This is a genomic window from Lysobacter brunescens, from assembly GCF_042677005.1.
Lineage (GTDB): Bacteria > Pseudomonadota > Gammaproteobacteria > Xanthomonadales > Xanthomonadaceae > Lysobacter_I > Lysobacter_I brunescens.
Genome location: NZ_JBHTIF010000001.1, coordinates 112,893 through 132,165 on the forward strand (window position 1 = coordinate 112,893; position 19,273 = coordinate 132,165).

Genomic DNA, 19,273 nt, shown 5'->3' on the forward strand with positions numbered 1-19,273 from the left:
TGCCGCAAAGCAGGCCACCTTCCCTGAATCCGCCGGCCACGTTCAGCCCCCGGGCGCCGCAGGTGTGGCGCCTGGCGCGGGCACGACGGGCGCAGCCACGGCAGGCGCGGCCGTCGGGGACACGTCGTCCAGATGCTTGCGCAGGAAACCGGCGATGCCGGTCCAGGCCGTTTCGAGCGCCGCCTTGCCATCGATCCCGTGGCCTTCGTCCGGAAACGCGAGCACCACGGGCGGGCGCCCATCCAGCTTCAGCATGCGGACCAGGCGACGCGCGTGCTCGAAATCGACGCGCAGATCCTCGCGGCCGTGCACCACCATGACCGGCAGCGTGAGCTTGCGATACTGGTACAGCGGCGAAGCATCCATGAACGCCTGCGTCCGCTCGCGGGGATCGCCCATCAGCTGGATCATCACCTTGCGTCCGGCCTGGCTGCGCACGGCGTCGCTCGCCGTGAAGAACAGCAGGCGATCGCTGAGTCCGGCGATCGACACAGCGCAACGGAAGCGATCCGGCCAGCGCACGGCGGAGATCAGCGCAGAGTACCCACCGTAACTGCTCCCGAGGATGCACATCCGGGAAGCATCGATGGGATGGCGCGCGACCACGTCCCGGATCGCGGCGTCGATATCGTCTTCGATCCCGGCACCGTACTCGCCATGTCCCGCTTCGCGGAACAGTCGCCCGTAGCCTTCGGAGCCACGGAAATTGACCTGTAGCACGGCATAGCCCAGCGATGCGATGAACTGCACCTCGGGGTCGAAGTGCAGGCGATCGGCCACGCCGATCGGGCCGCCGTGCGGCATCACCACGAGCGGCCGCTTGCCTTCGCCCGGCGGCAGCGTCAGGAAGGCTTCGATCTGCATGCCGTCCCGGCTCTTCACCGTGAAACTCTTCCCCGCCACCATCCTGCGCGCCGCGAGCCCGGGGTAGAAATCGTCGACCAGCTCCGCGTGCTTGCGGTCCAGGTCGACGTAGAACAGCTTGGGCGGCGAATCGCTGGCATCGACCCAGACCAGGAACTTGCGATTGTCCCGGCTGCGATTGACCGGGACCACGAGCTTGCCGGGGAAGGCGGCGCTCAATCTCGCATCTAGTGCCGCATGCCCGGGATCGAAGTACTCGCTCGTGAGCCGGCCACCCTGGTAATACCTCACGCCGATGGGCCGCCTGTCGGGCCCGAAGATCGGCGAATGGACATCCGAACCGGGGCGCGTGAACACCGTTTCCGTGATCCGCCCCTGCGCGGGATCGAAGACGACCAGATCGCGCTGCCCCCGACCTTCATCGCTCAGCCCATAGATGAGATCGCCGTCGAAGGACAGCATCACCGGCGTGAATTCGTTGTCGGCCCCGAGGCGCAGCACTTCGCGGAAGGTGGCGCCCTCGCCGTGCATCAGCACGATGTCGTCGCCGCGCACCGCGAGCGCGGCACGCAGGCGTTCATGGCCATCCGCGAACCACAGGCGATCGTCGACCACGCCCTTGTTCAGTCGCTGGGTAGAACTGGTGCGACGGAAGGCGCGCAGGGATTCCTGATTGTCCAGGCGCAACGCGTGGACCATCAGTTTCCCGGTACGGTCGTAATCCTGGAAGAGAACATGGTTCGGCTTGTCGGGCGTATCGTCGACAATGTTGCCGGCGGGCCCGGCGAGATGGACGACCTTGCGATCCCCGCCCGGCTGCATGCCGACCCGGAAGATGTGCAGCGATTCCATGCCGTTGCCGGCGATGCCCGCCATGAGCACGCCCTCGCTTTCCCATCGCACGGTGCCGAACGCCAGCGGTGCCGTGAAGATGCGTTCGACCGTGCCCGAGACCACGTCGACCAGATCCAGTCCGACGCCGCCGGATTCGAGGCGGACTTCCATCGCGATCAGCGTGCCGTCCGGGCTGAGCGCGAAATCGCGCGTCTGCGACCTGCGCCACATGTCCGCCGCAGGGATCGGCAGCACGCCCGGCATCGGAGGCTCCAGGCCCTTGTCGAGATCGTCGGGGACGCGCTCCAGGCGGGCGAGCGCCGCGCGATAGAAGTCAGGGAACGGATCCGGGAACATGCCGCTGTAGGCGAACCCGTAGCGCTCAAGCGATGCGGGGTGCGTTTTCGCGAGCCAGTCGAGCAGGGGCAACGATCGATTGGCGATATGGACGGAGATCGATCTGCCCGCGGGCGCGCGGAAAACGGCATCGCCCGCGTAGCCCAGCACGCCGGGCTTGACCTCGAAGCGGTATTCGCGGTCCTTGCTCAGGTCGATGTAACGGTAGGAATGCCAGCCGCGATCGAACGTGATCTTCGTCCAGCGATAGGTTCCCGCAGGCACGGCGTAGAGCTTGATCGTGCGTCCTGCCTGCAGCTTCGGGATGAAGCCCGGGGAGAACGCACGGTCGACGCGCTCGAACCTTGCGCCGTCGATGTAGAAATCCGAGTCGAACACGATCGCGAGCAAGCCTTCGCCCGGCCCGAGCTCGGGCGCTTCACCCGGCTCGATCTCCCGCATCGCCAGCACATCGAAAGCCAGCGCCCACAGCAGCAGCGCTGCAATCAGGCGCCATGCGCGCGACGCGCGCGGCCCGCCCGTGTTCTCCACACCCATGCCCCACCCCTCACGTTGCCAGCGCGCGGTTGCTCGCTACCGCGCGGCTCGGCGGACATGATGACATCCCGGCCCGGGCCGGAACCGTCAGCCCCGGGCGTGACGCTCCGCGCGGACGGATTCGCGGTAGGCGCTGGCGGTGATCCGGAAGCGGGCGCGGAAGGCGCGGGCGAAGCTGCAGCTGTTGTCGAAGCCGCAGGCGGCGCCGACTTCGCCGATGGCGCAGTCCGACTGGGCCAGCAGTTCGCAGGCGCGTTCCAGGCGCAGGCGCACCGAAGCGGCCTGCGGGCTTTCGTCGTAGATGGCGTGGAAGGTCTTGGACAGATACCAGCTGGAGAAGCTGGTCAGTTCCGCCAGTTCGGTCAGGCGCACCACGCGATGGCGGTTGCCTTCGAGGAACAGGCGGGCGCGCTGCATGCGGCCGAAGACCTGGCGCTTGCGGCGGACCGAGCGACCGGGGCAGCGGGCGATGGCGGTTTCCATGCCGCGCTGCTGGGTCGCGAGGTGCACCAGCAGGGACTGCAGGGCGCGCTGCGCCTGCAGCGGGTCTCGGCCGGCGAGGGTCGCGAGGCGCTGGCCGTTGCGCCACAGCCGCAGCGCGATGCGCAGGTCGCGCGACGTCATCCGGCCGTGTCCGGGCAGCAGGTCGGGCCGGCTGCGGCTGGCGGCGTCGCCGGTCAGGACCAGGCCGAGGGTCGCGCCGTGCGCGCCCGCCTGCAGGTCGGGGGCCGAGTCGCGCTCCAGTGCGAGCCATTCGCCGGGACCGAGGTCGAACGCACCCTCTCGGGCGGTCAGACGCGTCCGTCCGCGCAGCTGGAACCAGATCGAGAAGCCCCGCTCCGCCGGCCGCAGGTGGCCGGACCGGCCGACCGTGCACCAGCGCGCCAGCGATTCGGCGGGGTGCGTCGACAGCTCGATGCCGGGCGGGCGCCGGGTCATCGGGAGGGCCAGCGGCATCACGCCCCTGGGGGCGAGTGCCGGGGGGACGAGCGAGGGGGTGGCGAAAGCTGCGCTGGAAGGGTTCGCGTACATGGGGGTCCGCTCCGTGCCGAATGAGGCCTCACGGTTTGGGCCAAAGACGGCACATCGGCAGGAAATCCCCCTGAGATTTCTCCTAAATCGACACGAAGTCGATCCGAAATCGTTCCGAAACCTTGCAGATCAAGGCGTTACGGCGGAAGACGCGCTGCTGTCGGCCGGCGGCGCATCGAATGCGGACAGCCGCAGCATGCCGATATCGGCCCGCATCTCCTCGACCACGGACAGGTACAGCGCGTTGGAGGCCGGGTCGTGGGTGACCCCTTCGAGGAACCATTCGACCTTGCCGAGGCAGACCGCACCCTCGCTCCTGCCCTCCCCCACCGGTCGCCAGCGCCACAGGCAGTCGGGGTCGGAGTCGAGCACGCGCACGCCGTCCCCGGTCATCACCATCGAGCGGGCCCGGCGCGGAATGGTGACCGTATCCACCGGGCGCACATCCCCCAGCTGCAGGTCGGTGCTGCGGATCTCGGGGCTGGCGGCCATGGACATGACGATCCGCCCGCGACGGCCATCGACCACGGTCGAGGCCACGTCGGACAGATGGGCCAGCGGGCGCCACGGCGACTGGCTGCGGTCGTACAGGGTCAGGCCCAGGCGCCCCTCGCCGCGATCGGCGACGACCAGCAGGCGGTCGGGATCGGGATGCCAGGCGACATGGACCGGCTGGCGATCAGGCGCGGGCAGGCGCGTGATCCGGCCGCGCGCGGGATCGACCTCATAGATGCCGTAGGGCTTGCCGCGCTCCTTGCCGATGACCAGCGCCGTGCCCGACGACGGATGCCACATCGCCGGATAGCGGGGCACGGGCACGAAGCCATCGAAGGACCGCAGGCTGTCGGGATCGCGCTTGTCCTGCCACCACAGGCGCTGGTCGCCGGTGCGACTGGAGTAGAACAGGACCTGGTGGCCGTCCGGGGAGATCGCCGGCAACAGATTGGAGCCGCTGCTTTCGAACAGCTGGCGCGAGGTGGACATCGCCGACTCGCCATCGGCCAGCACGACCCGACGGATGCGCGACTGCCGGCTGTCGACCTCGAAGGCGACGGCATCGCCCGAACGCGCGACCGAGGGGTAGGTCATGTTGTCGTTGCCGGCGACGGCTTCGACGATGCGCCCGGTCTCGGTATCGAGGCGATTGAGGTAGATCCGGCCCTCGCGGTAGCGCGCGAAGACCAGGTGGCGGTTGTCGCGCGCCCAGGCCAGGCCATACAGGTTGGTGCGCAGATTGGTCAGGCGCTCGGGCGTGCCGCCCTCGGCGGGCATGCGCCAGATGTCGGCGATCGACAGATTGCGGTGGAAGGCGATCCAGCGGCCATCGGGGGAGACCACCGGCGACATGTCCTCGTCGGAGGGCGAGCGCACGTAGTCGATGCGCCGCCAGCGCCCTTCTGCCAGCGACATGCGATGCAGCGCGCGCTCGACCGGCTTGGACTTGCCGCCCGGGCGCTGCGCGCCGATCAGGGCGCGACCATCGGGATACCACGACACCGGATGCACGTCGTCGGCCAGGCAGTCGCCGACTTCCTGGGCCAGCCCGCCGCTCACCGGCACCAGCATGATCCGGCAGCGCGTCCCGACGACGCGGGAAAAGGCGATCCGCTGGCCGTCCGGGGACCAGGCCGGCATGACGTCGTTCTGCCCGGGCTGCGGCGGGGTCAGGATGCGCGGCGCGGTGGCCGATGCGGTCTGCAGCACCAGCGACGCGCCGCCGTCGGCATTGACCCGGCTGTAGACGACCAGCGCGCCGTCGGGCGAGAGGCTCGGCCACTCTTCCGACTGCGGCAGCGATGCGATGCGCACGAAGCTGGCCAGGACGCGGGAGATGGCAGGCGCCGTCGCAGCGGTGGCGGACACGATGGGGGCCGGCGCGTCCGGACGCCGGATCCACGACAGGCCGCCGGCGACCAGCGCGACCAGCGCGATCCCGCCGGCGAGACGCCAGGCCTGGTGTATTCGCGCCGACGGCGGAACGGGCGCGGTGGCGGCGAGTGGCGCATCGATCTGCGGGTCCGCCGCCGGTTCATCGAGCACCCAGGCCACCGGCGCCACCAGGCGGTAACCCTGCTTGGCGATGGTCTCGATGTAGCGCGGACGCTCGCGGTCGTCGCCGAACGCCTTGCGCAGCTGGGTGACCGCCTGGGTCAGCACGTCGTCGGTCGGCAGGGTGTCGGGCCAGACCCATTCGAACAGGGCCTCGCGACTGACCGGCTTGCCTGCATGTGCCACCAGCGTCAGCAGCACGCCGAGCGCCTTCAGCGTGATCCGCACCGGCTCGCCCCCATCCGCCGGCGCGATTTCGCGCAACGGGATATCGACGACGCGGTCGCCGATGCGCACGCGGTCGGACGGCCGCGGCTGGAGGAGGTTCTGATGGGACTTGAGCATGGCCGTATCGAGAGGCGTGGCCCAAGCTTATCAGGCGTGGCCCCCGGCACCGATGCCGGAAGTCACGGGCGTACGCCGGCGCGGGCGCCGCAGGCAGGACTGAACGGACTCAGCCGCCCCGGACGCGCGCCGCCGACAGCCCGACCAGGCGGGACACCACGATCGCGATGTACATCACGCCCGCGAACATCTCCAGCATCACCAGCGCGCGCGCCGGGGCGGTCATCGGCGTGATGTCGCTCAATCCGACCCCCGACAGCACGCTGAAGCTCATGAACAGCAGCTCCATCCAGGTCCGGGGCGTATCCAGGCCGGCCGGTCCGGTGAAGCTGCCCGGATACCAGGCCTGGCAGACCGAGAACGCGAAGGCCCAGGCCCAGGCCAGCAGGGTGAAGGTCGCGCCCACCGCCAGCAGTTCGTCCAGGGTCACGCGCTGGTCGCCGAACATGTAGATGATCAGGCCGATCGCGGCATAGAAATACAGTGCCGCCTCCAGCATGTGCGCGACCACCAGCAACTGCGGCGCATCCACGATGTCGGCCAGCAGCGAGAGCAGCACCGCCGGGACGGCCAGCAGCCACGCGATCCAGTTGATCGTCGGACTGCGGTTGACCACCCACAGCACGAGTGCGAGCACGGCGATGCTGAACGTGCCGAAGACCAGCCGGCCGGCACCCGAATCGTCCAGCACGGGATACAGCACCACCGCGCACAGCTGCGCGGCGAGCAGCAGGCCCGCCGGATGGCGACGCAGATGCGCGATCGATCTGAGCAGGGTCTTGTCCATGCATCCTCTTCCGCAGGCCATCGGCGGCGTCGACGCGCATGCTGCCATGGATCGCGCCGGCTGTCCGTCGCCCGTGCGATTCCGCGTGAGCAGGAATATCGGAAGACATCGCGCGCCGGGAAGCAGGACCGCCCTGCGCAGGATGCGCCGAAGCGACTAGACGTTCGCAATTTGTTGCATCGCACCGACAGCGCCGCTTGAAAAAGTGTCGCTGGATTGTTAACCATGACGTTCGCGGGAGGCACGCCGGGCACATGGCGCGCCACAGGAGGCCCGCACACCGCGCGATGCATCGGATGTTTCGATGCACCGCGCATCGAATGGACTCGAGCGGCCCGCCGGGCCGTCACCTTGCCGCGACCTCCGTTCACGGGCGGCCGCAAAGGACCTGCATGGAAGCGATTCCCCTCCGTCAATCGCAGGACCAGGACGATCTGGTCTGCCTTTGCGCCGGCGTGAGCCGGGGGCGCATCAAGGCCGCGATCGCCACCGCACCGGCCTCCACCCTCGAATCGCTCGGCGCACAGCTCGGCTGCGGCCTGCACTGCGGTTGCTGCCGCCCGCTGGTGCAGGAAATGCTCGGCCAGTCGCCCTGGTACGAAGTCGCCAATGCGACCCGCACCACGCTGACCGACGACCGCGATCCGCAGCGACGGATCGTGCAGATCGACATGCAGCTCGCCGGCTGGCCGCCCTACCCCCAGGCGCTGCCGGCGCAGCATGTCGTGGTGCAGGCCTGGCTGGACGACACCTGGGTCACGCGGACCTACACCGTGGTCAGGCAGTCGGAAGACGGCAACACGGTCAGCATCGCGATGCGGCGGATTCCCGACGGCCAGCTCAGCGCGCGCCTGCTGGATGCCGACGACGCCGCGTTCGCCGACATCCCGATGCGCATCGCCGTGCCCGCCGGCGAAGCCGATGCCGACGACGGGCGCGCCGTGGTCTGCTTTTCGGCCGGCGTCGGCGTCACCCTCGCGCTGTCGCTGCTGCACGGCCTGCGCCCCGGCCGCAGCCTGCACATCGACTACAGCGCCGCGCATCGCGGCGACATGGTCTATGCCGACCACATCGAAGCCTCCGCCGCGAGCAGCGGCGACATCAGCTGCCACCTGCGCGCGGATGACGCCGACGGTTTCATCGACAACGAGGACATCCTCGAAACCGTCCGCCAGTTCCCCGGTGCGCGCTTCTACGTCTGCGGCCCGCCGGGCTACACGCGCCGACTGCTCGAAGGCCTGCACAAGGCCGAGGTGCCCGATGCCGACGTGCGCGTCGAAGCCTTCTTCCTCAAGACCAACGCGCGCCCGCGTCCGAGCATCCGCAAGCTGGCCTACGCCGCTGGGCTGGCGGTCGCCTTCGTGCCGCTGGTGCTGCTGGCGCCGGCACTGGCGAAGTTCGTGCCCAATGCGGCCCACGCGCCGGGCCATGAGGACCTGGCCTGCGTCGACTGCCATCGCGAAGCACCCGGCACGATGCGCCAGCAGCTGCAGGCGAAGGTGAAGCACCTGGTCGGCCTGCGCGGCGACGGTGCCGATTTCGGGATGCGCGATGTCGACAACGCCACCTGCGCCGGCTGCCACGACAACCCCGACGACCGGCATGCGCCGCACCGCTTCCTCGAACCGCGCTTCGAGCAGGCGCGGCGCGAACTGGCGCCGCAGACCTGCGTCAGCTGCCATCGCGAGCACACCGGCGCCCGCGTGAGCCAGACCAACGCCGGCTTCTGCGCCGCGTGCCACAGCGACATGGCAGTCAAGGACGATCCGACGCGCCCCACGCATGCGGTCCTGGTGCGCGAGCAACGCTGGGACACCTGCCTGGCCTGCCACGATTTCCACGGCAATCATCCGCACACGCCGCCGCACGAGCTGAAGGACGCCATCACGCCCGAGGCCGTCACCGCCTACCTGCGTCGCGCCGATTCGCCCTACGGCGAGCGCATCCTCAAAGCCGAGTCGCCGGAGACCTCGCCATGACCCTGCCGAAGATCCCCCGCTCCGTGCTGGCCCTCGCCGCGCTGTCGGTGCTCGGCATCTACCTGTTCGTGACTGCACCCGCCGATCTCGACGCCACCACCGGCGGCGGGCGCGACGTGCCGGTCGACGTGATGTTCCGCATGCTCGACGCCGAAAACGCCTCGGTGCGCGCGATCTACACCGCCGACATCGTCACGCCCGGGCTGAAGAACGGCCTCAAATACGCCGAGGACTGGAAGCAGAAGCATGTCGAGGCCGGCCCGCTGCCTGCACTGCTGCTGCGCGAGACCGCCAACCGCCTGCAGCAGCGCGTGCCCGAACTGAGCCTGTTCCTGGGCTCGAACTTCCCGATCGAAACCTCGAACGCGTTCAAGGGCGTGCAGAACGACTACTTCGCGAAGATCGACCGCAGCGGCGAGCCGCAGTTCTTCCGCGACGCCAGCACCGGCCGCCACACCGCGATGTTCCCCGACATCGCCAGCGCACCGGCCTGCGTCACCTGCCACAACGAACATCCGAAGAGCCCGCGCAAGGATTGGAAACTCAACGACACCATGGGTGCCACGACCTGGTCGTTCGCGCGCGACAAGGTGTCCACGCAGGAGCTGATCGACATCCTCGCGGCCTACCGGGCGTCGGCCATCGACACCTATGCGGCCTACCTGAAGAAGACCGAAGGCTTCGCCGACGCCGCGCGCCCGACACTCGGCACGCGCTGGCCGGGCGATGGCCGCTATCTGCCCGACCTGGACACCTTCCGCCAGCGCGTGGAAGCGCGCAATTCGATGGCGACGCTCAACCTGCTGATGCAGGCGCACGGCGATGGCGCGCGCGCACTGGCGCGGACCGAAGGGGACAGCGCGCGCGCAGGCGGCAAGAGCAAGGACAAGGACAAGGGCAATGACGGCAGCGAGCCGCCGCTCTCCGGCACGGCGGGGCTGTCGCCATGAGCGCGCAGGCGCCGCGGTTGTCCCGCCCGAAATCCGCGTACCAGACCGCGCTGATGGCCGCATCGTGGTGCGCGCTGATCGGCGTGATCATCGCCTGCATCGCCTGGCTGTGGCCGCCGCGCCTGAACGCGCTGGTCCCGCTACAGCGGATGGACGCCTACAAGCAGCTCACCGGCTACATCCTCGTCGGCCTGCTCGCCTTCGACCTGTCGCTGGCCCTGATCAAGCGTCGCCTGGTCCAGGCCGCATGGCTGCGCACGCTGCAGCTGGCGCACCGCATCCTCGGCCTCGCGATGCTGGTCATGCTGGTGCTGCACGCCGGCTTCGCGCACACGGGCTTCCTCCACGTCACCTTCGCCGTCACCATGCTCGTCGTGGTCGCCGGCGCGCTGCTCAACCTGCTGCCCGGCGAGAAGCTCGCCTCATGGGGCCAATGGACCACCGCCCTGCACATCGCCGCCGGCTGCCTGCTCGCGGCCCTGGCGCTGATGCACCTGTACTTCGTGTACACCTACGCGTCGTGAGCGGATGCACCCGCACCACGAGCAAAACTAAAACCGCTGAATCGAACCCATCCCCACCCAAACCCTCCCCTTGAAGGAGAGGGCTTCGAAGCACAGCGCTTTGCCCCCTCCCCTTCAAGGGGAGGGCTGGGGTGGGGATGGGTTGGCCCCTTGGCATGGAATCGGGTGCTGCGCCGCAAGCACTCAGACGAACCGATCGCCGAACCGATCGCGCAGCAGATTCTTCTGCACCTTGCCCATCGTGTTGCGCGGCAGGGCATCGACGATCTCGATGCCCTTGGGCTGCTTGTAGCGCGCCAGGCGCTCGCGCAGCGCCGCGTCGATGGCGTCGCGATCGATGGTGTGTCCGGGTTTCGCCACCAGCACGGCGAAGACCGCTTCGCCGAAATCCGGATGCGGTACACCGATCACCGCGGACTCCAGCACGCCCGGCTGTTCGTCGAGCAGCAGTTCGACTTCCTTCGGATACACGTTGAAGCCGCCGGTGATGATGAGGTCCTTCTGGCGGCCGACCAGGGCGAGATAACCGTCGTCGTCAAAGCGACCGAGGTCGCCGGTGATGAAGAAGCCGCTGTCGCGCAGCTCCTCGCGGGTCTTCTCCGGCATGCCCCAGTAGCCGGAAAACACGTTCGGCCCGCGGACTTCGACCATGCCGGTCTCGCCGACCGGCAGCGGCGCGCCGGTCGCGGGATCGGTCACCACCACCTCGACGCCCGGGAGCGGCCGGCCGACCGTGCCGGCGCGGCGCTCGCCGTCGTAGGGGTTCGAGGTGTTCATGTTGGTCTCGGTCATGCCGTAGCGTTCGAGGATGCGATGATCGGTGCGCGCCTCGAAGGCGACATGGGTTTCGGCCAGCAGCGGCGCCGATCCGGACACGAACAGGCGCATGTGCGCGACGAGGTCGCGATCGAAACGATCGTCGTCGAGCAGGCGCGTGTAGAACGTCGGCACGCCCATCAGCACGGTCGACTGCGGCAGGGCAAGCAGGATCGCATCGAGGTCGAAGCCCGGCTGGAAGATCATCGAAGCGCCGCTGGCCAGCGACACGTTGCAGGCGACGAACAGGCCATGGGTGTGGAAGATCGGCAGCGCATGCAGCAGCACGTCCGATGGCCCGAAGCGCCATTCCTGCGCCAGCGTCGTCGCGTTCGACAGCAGATTGCCCTGGCTGAGCATCGCCCCCTTCGAGCGCCCGGTGGTCCCCGAGGTATAGAGCAGCGCCGCGAGATCGCTCGCCTCGCGGGCTTCGACCACCGCCCCGGACGACTGCGCATCGCACAGCTCGCGGAAGCGGCCGCGACCGGAGGCATCGAGGGTCGTCAGCGTCGCGTCGTGGCGCGCGCACACCGGCGACAGCGCCTCGGCACACGTCGGGTCGACCAGCAGTACGCGCGGCGTCGCATCGGCGACGAACGCTTCGACCTCGCTCGGCGTGTACGCGGTGTTCAGCGGCAGCAGCACCGCGCCGGTCGCCGCCGTCGCGCCGTAGATCGCGAGCGCTTCCGGCGTCTTCGCCACCTGCAGCGCCACGCGGTCGCCGGCACGCACGCCCAGGCTGCGCAGCGCGGCGGCGGCGCGATGCACCATCGCGAGGAAGTCCGGTCCGGACAGCGAGGTGTCGCCGTCGAGATGCAGGAACGCACCAGGCCGATCGGCCAGCGGAGCGAACAGGCGGTCATACAGGGGATTGGGCACGCGGATTCCCTCGAACACGGATGTCGGCACGGCGTCACGTTCGGTCTCAAGCGGCCCATGCAGGGCCGACGAACGGCCCGCACAGTCTACCGTGCGGCAATGCCCGCGCTTGAAGAATGAGACGCCGAGCGGTCACCCTGTCGACCACGGCGCGGTGCGCATCGCGATGCGAAGCCGCAAGGAAGACCGTCATCGATCCCGGCACTGGCCGGCCCCGGAAAGGACGCCCACAGGAGACGAGCCGTACATCGCAATCCGCCACCGCACAGGCGCATTGCGCGCCGCCCCCATCGCCGAACACGTCGACGGACAGGTCATCGTCCGCCGGCGCCGTGCGTGCCGCGAACCGGCATCCGGCACGCATCCACATCCCCCAGCCGGATTTCCCCGAAGAGACAAGGAGTTTTCGATGCGATTCACATGGATCCAGAACACAATCATCCAGGCCAGCGCGAGGCGCGCGGGCGCCACGCTCGCCGCGCTGGCCCTCATCGCCTGCGCATGGCTGCCGGGCACCGCATCCGCCCAGGGCGTCCTCATGGGCAGCGCCGACCTCGACGGCGACAGCGTCGCCGAGACGGTCTACAACAACGGTGCCTACATCACCGTCAGGAGCAGCAACGGCAGCAGCTACAACTACCAGGTCAGCAGCGGCTCGTGGGCCCTGCTGTACGGCAACTTCACCAGCGTGCAGGACCTCGACGGTACGCCCGGCGCCGAAATCCCGATCAACATCGGCGGCGCGCTGAAAGTGATCAACCACAATTCGCGCAGCAGCTACAACTACCAGATCAGCACCGGCTCATGGGCTGCGTCGCCCAACGGCATCACCGACCTCAACGGCGTCGCCGGCAACGAGATCGTCATCGTGGCGTCGGATTCGCTGCGGATCGTCGATCACCGCGCACGCAGCACCAGCTCGCAGCCGATGTCCGGCACCTATGCCATCGCGGTCTACGGCATCCGCGACCTCGACGGCCAGCCCGGCGCCGAGATCCCGATCGCCAACGGCTCCGCGCTGCGCGTCTACAACTACCGTACGCGCAGCATGAGCAGCACGCCGGTGAGCGGCGGCAGCTGGGCCATCTGCAACGACCCGGGCATCCCCAACTGCGTCAGCGATCTCAACGGCACGGCCGGTGCCGAACTCATCCTGATCCAGCCCAACTACATCAGCGTCTACAGCTATGTCACCGGGTCGATGAGCAACTACGCCATCAACACCCAGTACGCGATCCTCAGCGACGGCGTGCGCCAGTTCGACGGCACCACCGGCAACGAGATCGCGGTCGCCCGCGGCGACGGCAACATCAACATCATCTACCCGCGCACCGGCAACGTGCAGTTCATCAACGGCAGCAACACCTTCAATGCCGGGAGGTGGTGGTCGCTGCTGAACTACGTCAATCTCGACGGCGCCGCCGGCGACGAGATCCGCGTCCGCGACAACGGGTATGGCCGCAACTACCGCATCTACCCGCGCACCGGGTCGGTCACGGCCGAGTGACGGCACCGGCGCGGTCGCCCCGCGTGGCCGCGCCCCCTGTCGGCATGCCAAGATGGGGTCATGGACAGACCCTATGACCTCATCGTCTTCGGCGCCACCGGCTTCACCGGCCGGCTGGTCGCCGAGTACCTCCAGGCCGCCCACGGCGGCGACGCCTCGCTGCGCTGGGCCATCGCCGGACGCAGCGCGACGAAACTGGCCGAAGTACGCGACGCCCTCGGCCTGCCCGCAGACCTGCCGCTGCTGGTCGCGGACGCGGGCGATGCCGATGCCCTGCGCAGGCTGGTCGGCAACGCGCGGGCCGTCATCACCACCGTCGGCCCATACCAGCTGCATGGCGAGGCACTGATCCGCGCCTGTGCCGAAGCCGGCACCGATTATGTCGACCTCTGCGGCGAACCGGGCTGGATGGCGAAGATGATCCCGCAGCTGCAGGACACCGCACGGGCCAGCGGCGCGCGCATCGTGTTCTCCTGCGGCTTCGACTCCATTCCGTTCGATCTCGGCGTCGTCCACGCGCAGCACGAGGCGCTGGCGCGGTTCGGCGCACCGCTGGCCCGCGTCCACGGCCGCGTGAAGACGATGAAGGGCACCTTCTCCGGCGGCACCATCGCCAGCATGCTGGCCACGATCGAAGCGATGAAACGCGACCCTGGCCTGCGCCGCACGCTGGTCGACCCGTTCGCGCTGACGCCGGGCTTCAAGGGTGCGCGCCAGCCGGCCGACCATGTCGCTGCCTACGACGAACTCGCGAAACAGTGGACCGCGCCGTTCGTGATGGCGACGATCAACACCAAGAACGTGCACCGCACCCATGCCCTGCTCGGCCACCCCTGGGGCGCGGACTTCATGTACAGCGAACGCATGCTGACCGGCGAAGGCACCACGGGCGAGAAACGCGCGAAGAAGATGCAGCGGCAGACGAACCTGCAGAACGTTCTGCTCGCCTTCGCGCCCACGCGCGCCCTGCTCAAGCGCTTCGCCCTGCCCAAGCCCGGCGACGGCCCGAACCGCGAACAGCGCGAGAAAGGCCGCTACGAACTCCTGTTCTTCGGCGAGACCGCCGACGGCCGGCGCATCACCACCCGCGTCACCGGCGACCGCGATCCCGGCTACGGCTCGACCTCGAAGATGATCGCCGAATCCGCGCTGTGCCTGCTGCGCGACGTCGACCGCACGCGCACGCCCGGCGGCGTGTGGACCTCCGGCGCGGCGATGGGCATGACGCTGGTGGAGCGTTTGCGGGCACTGGCAGGGCTGACGTTCGACGTCGTCGACTGACCCGCCGACGCACGGTTCCGCGCAACGATGAAGGCCGCCCGAGGGCGACCTTCGTGTATCGGGAACGCGCCGCATCACTCCTTGTGATACACCTGCGCACCCTTCTCGCGGAATTCCTGGGACTTCTCGGCCATGCCCGCTTCCAGCGCCTTCGCTTCGTCGACGCCGTGCTCGGCAGCGTAGTCGCGCACGTCCTGGGTGATCTTCATCGAGCAGAAGTGCGGGCCGCACATCGAGCAGAAGTGCGCGACCTTGTGCGCGTCCTTGGGCAGGGTCTCGTCGTGGAATTCCTTGGCCTTCTCGGGGTCGAGGCCGAGGTGGAACTGGTCTTCCCAGCGGAACTCGAAGCGCGCCTTGCTCAGCGCGTTGTCGCGGATCTGCGCGCCGGGATGGCCCTTGGCGAGATCGGCGGCGTGCGCGGCGATCTTGTAGGCCATGATGCCGTCGCGCACGTCCTGGCGATTCGGCAGGCCCAGGTGCTCCTTCGGCGTGACGTAGCAGAGCATCGCGGTGCCGTACCAGCCGATCATCGCCGCACCGATCGCGGACGTGATGTGGTCGTAGCCCGGCGCGATGTCGGTGGTCAGCGGGCCGAGCGTGTAGAACGGCGCTTCGCCGCACTCGCGCAGCTGCTTGTCCATGTTTTCCTTGATCAGCTGCATCGGTACGTGGCCGGGGCCTTCGATCATGGTCTGCACGTCGTGCTTCCACGCGATCTTCGTGAGTTCGCCGAGCGTCTCCAGCTCGCCGAACTGCGCGGCATCGTTGGCGTCGGCCAGGCAGCCCGGGCGCAGGCCGTCGCCCAGCGAGAAGGCCACGTCGTAGGCCTTCATGATCTCGCAGATCTCCTCGAAGTGCGTGTAGAGGAAGTTCTCCTTGTGATGCGCCAGGCACCACTTGGCCATGATCGAACCGCCGCGACTGACAATGCCGGTGGTGCGCTTCGCGGTCAGCGGCACGTAGCGCAGCAGCACGCCGGCATGGATGGTGAAGTAGTCGACGCCCTGCTCCGCCTGTTCGATCAGCGTGTCGCGGAACATCTCCCAGGTCAGCTCTTCGGCGCGGCCGTCGACCTTCTCCAGCGCCTGGTAGATCGGCACCGTGCCGATCGGCACCGGCGAATTGCGGATGATCCACTCGCGGGTTTCGTGGATGTGCTTGCCGGTGCTGAGGTCCATCACCGTGTCGCCACCCCAGCGGATCGACCAGACCAGCTTCTCGACTTCTTCCGCGATGCCCGACGACACCGCACTGTTGCCGATGTTCGCGTTGATCTTGGTCAGGAAGTTGCGGCCGATGATCATCGGCTCGCTTTCCGGGTGGTTGATGTTGTTCGGCAGGATCGCGCGACCGCGTGCGATCTCGTCGCGCACGAATTCCGGGGTGATGATCTTCTGGATGTTCGCGCCGAAGTTCTCGCCCGGATGCTGCATCAGCAGGTGCGCCTCGCGCACGGCTTCGAGACGCTGGTTCTCGCGGATCGCGACGAACTCCATCTCCGGGGTGATGATGCCCTGCTTCGCGTAGTGCATCTGCGAGACGTTCATGCCGGCCTTCGCGCGACGCGGCAGCGCACGGTTCGGGAAGCGCACGCTGTCGAGCTTCGCGTTGGATTCGCGGGCGCGGCCGAACTCGGAGGTCAGCGCTGTCAGCACCTCGGTGTCGCCGCGCTCCTCGATCCAGCGCGCGCGCAGCGCGGGCAGGCCGAGGGCCAGGTCGATGCGGGCATCGGGATCGGTGTACGGGCCGGAGGTGTCGTACACGGTGACGGGCGGGTTGTCCTCACCGCCGAACAGGGTCGGCGTGCGGCTCAGCGCGATCTCGCGCATCGGCACGCGCAGGTCGGGCCGCGAGCCTTCGACATGGATCTTGCGCGAGCCGGGGATCGGCCGGGTCACCGACTCGGACAACTGCTCGGTCTGCTGCAGGAGGGTGGAAGGTACGGCATTCATCGACATCGTCCTGTGGAAAGGGCCTCCGCGCGGGCGGTGGCGGGATCGGGACGAAGCGGCGGCGCGGGCGGCCGGACGGAACGCCCGGCGCGCTTGCGAAGCTTCCCTACGCCGGTCTCAACCGGATCAGGTTCGAAGGGTGTGTCTCAATCGCCGGGTGGACCGGCGATACCCCCGCTTCCAAGCGTCCATTGAACCATTCCCGGCGCCGGGCTGCCAGCCGAGCCGCCGTGCCCGGGCACGCACCTGACAGTTCGACCCTGTTCATTTTCCGCGGGATGGGACGACAATCGGCCTCCTCCGTCCGTACCCCTCCGAACGTCCATGCCGCACTCCAGCCGCGCTTCCTGGCGAGACCTGCTCAGATACCGCTTCGAAAACACCCTCTCCCGCGGCCCCATCGCCATCATCGGCTGGCTCGCCCTGCTCTCCGCCGGCATCGTGGCCCTGGCAACGGCGGCGATCTGGGCCCTGCGCCTGGGCACCACACCCGGCGACACGGCCAGCGAGATCGGCCCGCTGGAAGGCGCCTGGCAAAGCATGCTGCACGCGATGGACCCGGGCACGCTGGCCGGCGACCAGGGCTGGGCCCTGCGCGCCCTGATGCTGGCGGTCACCCTCGGCGGCATCTTCATCGTCAGCATGCTGATCGGCACGATCACCTCCGGCCTGGAGTCGCGCCTGCACGAGATGCGCAAGGGCCGCTCACGGGTGATCGAGCGCAACCACACCCTGATCCTAGGCTGGTCGAGCAAGGTGTACTCGATCATCGGCGAACTGATCATCGCCAACGAGAACCAGAAGAACCCGTGCATCGTCATCCTCGCCGACATGGACAAGGTCGACATGGAGGACGACATCCGCGCCAAGTTCCCGAGCACGAAGAACACGCGCGTGATCTGCCGCAGCGGCAACCCGCTCGACCTCGACGACCTGGCCGTGGCCGCACCGCACGAGGCGCGCTCGATCATCGTGCTGGCGCCGGAGACGGAGAATCCGGACATCCACGTGATCAAGTCGGTGCTGGCGATCACCAACAACCCGGACCGTCGCGAGACGCCGTATCACATCGTTGCGGAGATCCGCGATGCGCATAACCTGGAAGCCGCGCATCTGGTCGGCGGCGACGAAGCCGTGTTCGTCCAGGGCGGCGACCTGATCGCCCGCGTCACCGCGCAGACCTGCCGCCAGTCCGGCCTGAGTGTGGTCTACACCGAACTGCTCGATTTCGACGGCGCCGAGATCTACTTCACAGAGGCCGCCACACTGGCCGGTCGTCGCTACCGCGAAGTGCTGTCGAGCTTCGAGGACTCCACGGTCATCGGGATCATGCGCGCCGACGGCGAAGCGCTGATCAATCCACCGATGGACACCGGGCTGCAGGCCGACGACCGGATCATCGCGATCAGCGAGGACGACGACACCCTGATCCCGTCGAAGACCGCGCCGCCGGCACCGGACCTGTCCTGCATCGTCCGCGGCGAGCCCGCCGAGCCCGTGCCGGAACGTACCCTGGTGCTCGGCTGGAACGAGAAGACAGAAGCAGTGATCCGCGAACTCGACAACTACGTCACCCGCGGCTCGAAGGTCACCGTGATCCGCGGCTGGAGCGAGGACGACGCCAGCCTGGCCGCCGCCGCGTCGCTGACCCGGCAGCGCATGGCGCTGCTGACCGGCGACATCACCAGCCGCGACACCCTGGAACAGGTCGATGTCGCCGGCTACGACCACATCATCGTCATGAGCGACACCCGCCAGCCGATCCAGGAAGCCGACGCCCAGACCCTGATCTGCCTGCTGCACCTGCGCAACATCGCCGAGGCCAGCGGCCGCAACCTGAACATCGTCAGCGAGATGATGGACATGCGGAACCGCGCGCTGGCCCAGGTCGCCAAGGCCGACGACTTCATCGTCAGCGACAAGCTGGTGAGCCTGATGCTGTCGCAGCTGTCGGAGAACAAACACCTCGACCTCGTGTTCCGCAACCTGTTCAGTTCGGAAGGCTCCGAGATCTACATCCGGCCGGCCCGCGACTACATCGCCATCGGCCGCGACGTGGACTTCCACACCGTGCTCGAAGCCGCAGCGCAGCGCGGCGAGACCGCGATCGGCTACCGCGTCGTCGCCGACGGCAACGATGCATCGAAGGGCTTCGGCGTGAAGGTCAATCCGAACAAGTCCGAACGCATCGTCTTCGCGCCGAACGACCAGCTGATCGTGCTGGCCGAAGATTGAGCGAGCCCGAAAACGGTTTCGAATGCAACGAAAGCATGCGCCCGCGAATGGGCCATACCCTTGATTCGAAAGAAGAAAATGGACGCACTTTCGGCCGCTCGGGTGACATTCCAAATCGTCACAACGACCCGGCTTGACAATCCACACACCCGCATGTTCCTCTGAAAAACATGACGCAGCGCAGCAACCACTTCCAGACCCGCGACACCGCACCGATGCGTGCGGCGCAGGCGATCGTGTCGCAGCCGCTACTCATCAACACCGTCATCGCCGCACAGGCGCTCATTCTTGTCGTCGTCGTTCTTATTACCACGCCATCAGGTGCGGGATAGGGTTGCGCGACTA

Annotated in this window: 13 protein-coding genes and 1 riboswitch; of the genes, 7 read left to right on the forward strand and 6 right to left on the reverse strand. The window is 68.2% G+C overall.

From position 1 onward, the window contains the following. Nucleotides 1-42: 42 nt before the first annotated feature. The 4 genes from ACFQ0E_RS00510 to ACFQ0E_RS00525 all read right to left on the reverse strand — a co-directional run bounded on the left by ACFQ0E_RS00510 (nt 43) and on the right by ACFQ0E_RS00525 (nt 6,805). Nucleotides 43-2,592, reverse strand: a complete 2,550-nt coding sequence (locus ACFQ0E_RS00510) for an alpha/beta hydrolase family protein (protein ID WP_386821753.1) — start codon at nt 2,590-2,592, stop codon at nt 43-45. An 87-nt stretch (nt 2,593-2,679) separates the two neighbouring features. Further along, on the reverse strand, nt 2,680-3,549 hold the full coding sequence (locus ACFQ0E_RS00515; RefSeq protein ID WP_386821754.1) for a helix-turn-helix domain-containing protein: 870 nt from the start codon (nt 3,547-3,549) through the stop codon (nt 2,680-2,682). A gap of 204 nt (nt 3,550-3,753) precedes the next feature. Further along, the gene (locus ACFQ0E_RS00520; RefSeq protein WP_386821755.1) at nt 3,754-6,018 is read right to left on the reverse strand and encodes a winged helix-turn-helix domain-containing protein; all 2,265 of its coding nucleotides are present in this window, start codon (nt 6,016-6,018) and stop codon (nt 3,754-3,756) included. A 109-nt stretch (nt 6,019-6,127) separates the two neighbouring features. Next, nucleotides 6,128-6,805 carry an ion channel gene (locus tag ACFQ0E_RS00525; protein WP_386821756.1) on the reverse strand — a complete coding sequence of 226 codons (678 nt, stop codon included), beginning with the start codon at nt 6,803-6,805 and terminating at the stop codon, nt 6,128-6,130. A 392-nt stretch (nt 6,806-7,197) separates the two neighbouring features. On the opposite strand from ACFQ0E_RS00525, the gene ACFQ0E_RS00530 reads away from it, so the two are divergent. From ACFQ0E_RS00530 to ACFQ0E_RS00540, 3 genes are read left to right on the forward strand one after another with little or no spacing between them, the layout of a single operon-like run. Further along, nucleotides 7,198-8,784 carry a (2Fe-2S)-binding protein gene (locus ACFQ0E_RS00530; RefSeq protein ID WP_386821757.1) on the forward strand — a complete coding sequence of 529 codons (1,587 nt, stop codon included), beginning with the start codon at nt 7,198-7,200 and terminating at the stop codon, nt 8,782-8,784. Then, complete coding sequence (locus ACFQ0E_RS00535) at nt 8,781-9,734, forward strand: c-type heme family protein (RefSeq protein WP_386821758.1); 954 nt, start codon at nt 8,781-8,783, stop codon at nt 9,732-9,734. The genes ACFQ0E_RS00530 and ACFQ0E_RS00535 overlap by 4 nt, the downstream gene beginning before the upstream one ends. 17 nt (nt 9,735-9,751) lie before the next feature. Continuing rightward, entirely contained in the window at nt 9,752-10,258 is a 507-nt protein-coding gene (locus tag ACFQ0E_RS00540; protein WP_386821759.1) for a hypothetical protein, read from the forward strand. 183 nt (nt 10,259-10,441) lie between these two features. On the opposite strand, the gene ACFQ0E_RS00545 is transcribed toward ACFQ0E_RS00540, so the two are convergent. After that, entirely contained in the window at nt 10,442-11,953 is a 1,512-nt protein-coding gene (locus ACFQ0E_RS00545; protein ID WP_386821760.1) for a malonate--CoA ligase, read from the reverse strand. A 409-nt stretch (nt 11,954-12,362) separates the two neighbouring features. Between ACFQ0E_RS00545 and ACFQ0E_RS00550 the strand changes: the two genes are divergently transcribed. Then, nucleotides 12,363-13,460, forward strand: coding sequence for a hypothetical protein (locus ACFQ0E_RS00550; protein WP_386821761.1), 1,098 nt, complete (start codon nt 12,363-12,365; stop codon nt 13,458-13,460). Between the two features lie 60 nt (nt 13,461-13,520). Further along, nucleotides 13,521-14,741, forward strand: coding sequence for a saccharopine dehydrogenase family protein (locus ACFQ0E_RS00555; RefSeq protein WP_386821762.1), 1,221 nt, complete (start codon nt 13,521-13,523; stop codon nt 14,739-14,741). Nucleotides 14,742-14,815: 74 nt separating this feature from the next. On the opposite strand, the gene thiC is transcribed toward ACFQ0E_RS00555, so the two are convergent. Further along, nucleotides 14,816-16,693 carry a phosphomethylpyrimidine synthase ThiC gene (gene thiC / locus ACFQ0E_RS00560; RefSeq protein ID WP_386821763.1) on the reverse strand — a complete coding sequence of 626 codons (1,878 nt, stop codon included), beginning with the start codon at nt 16,691-16,693 and terminating at the stop codon, nt 14,816-14,818. A gap of 85 nt (nt 16,694-16,778) precedes the next feature. After that, nucleotides 16,779-16,879: riboswitch (TPP riboswitch) on the reverse strand. 138 nt (nt 16,880-17,017) lie between these two features. On the opposite strand from thiC, the gene ACFQ0E_RS00565 reads away from it, so the two are divergent. Continuing rightward, complete coding sequence (locus ACFQ0E_RS00565) at nt 17,018-18,928, forward strand: CASTOR/POLLUX-related putative ion channel (RefSeq protein ID WP_386821764.1); 1,911 nt, start codon at nt 17,018-17,020, stop codon at nt 18,926-18,928. 170 nt (nt 18,929-19,098) lie between these two features. After that, nucleotides 19,099-19,260, forward strand: coding sequence for a hypothetical protein (locus ACFQ0E_RS00570; protein WP_386821765.1), 162 nt, complete (start codon nt 19,099-19,101; stop codon nt 19,258-19,260). Nucleotides 19,261-19,273: the final 13 nt, after the last annotated feature.

What these genes read in the sequence shown, in the direction of transcription:
- ACFQ0E_RS00510 (WP_386821753.1), bottom strand. Translation starts at nt 2,592, where the DNA reads ATGGGTGTGGAGAACACGGGCGGGCCGCGCGCGTCGCGCGCATGGCGC.
- ACFQ0E_RS00515 (WP_386821754.1), bottom strand. Translation starts at nt 3,549, where the DNA reads ATGCCGCTGGCCCTCCCGATGACCCGGCGCCCGCCCGGCATCGAGCTG.
- ACFQ0E_RS00520 (WP_386821755.1), bottom strand. Translation starts at nt 6,018, where the DNA reads ATGCTCAAGTCCCATCAGAACCTCCTCCAGCCGCGGCCGTCCGACCGC.
- ACFQ0E_RS00525 (WP_386821756.1), bottom strand. Translation starts at nt 6,805, where the DNA reads ATGGACAAGACCCTGCTCAGATCGATCGCGCATCTGCGTCGCCATCCG.
- ACFQ0E_RS00530 (WP_386821757.1), top strand. Translation starts at nt 7,198, where the DNA reads ATGGAAGCGATTCCCCTCCGTCAATCGCAGGACCAGGACGATCTGGTC.
- ACFQ0E_RS00535 (WP_386821758.1), top strand. Translation starts at nt 8,781, where the DNA reads ATGACCCTGCCGAAGATCCCCCGCTCCGTGCTGGCCCTCGCCGCGCTG.
- ACFQ0E_RS00550 (WP_386821761.1), top strand. Translation starts at nt 12,363, where the DNA reads ATGCGATTCACATGGATCCAGAACACAATCATCCAGGCCAGCGCGAGG.
- ACFQ0E_RS00555 (WP_386821762.1), top strand. Translation starts at nt 13,521, where the DNA reads ATGGACAGACCCTATGACCTCATCGTCTTCGGCGCCACCGGCTTCACC.
- thiC (WP_386821763.1), bottom strand. Translation starts at nt 16,693, where the DNA reads ATGAATGCCGTACCTTCCACCCTCCTGCAGCAGACCGAGCAGTTGTCC.
- ACFQ0E_RS00565 (WP_386821764.1), top strand. Translation starts at nt 17,018, where the DNA reads ATGCCGCACTCCAGCCGCGCTTCCTGGCGAGACCTGCTCAGATACCGC.
- ACFQ0E_RS00570 (WP_386821765.1), top strand. Translation starts at nt 19,099, where the DNA reads ATGACGCAGCGCAGCAACCACTTCCAGACCCGCGACACCGCACCGATG.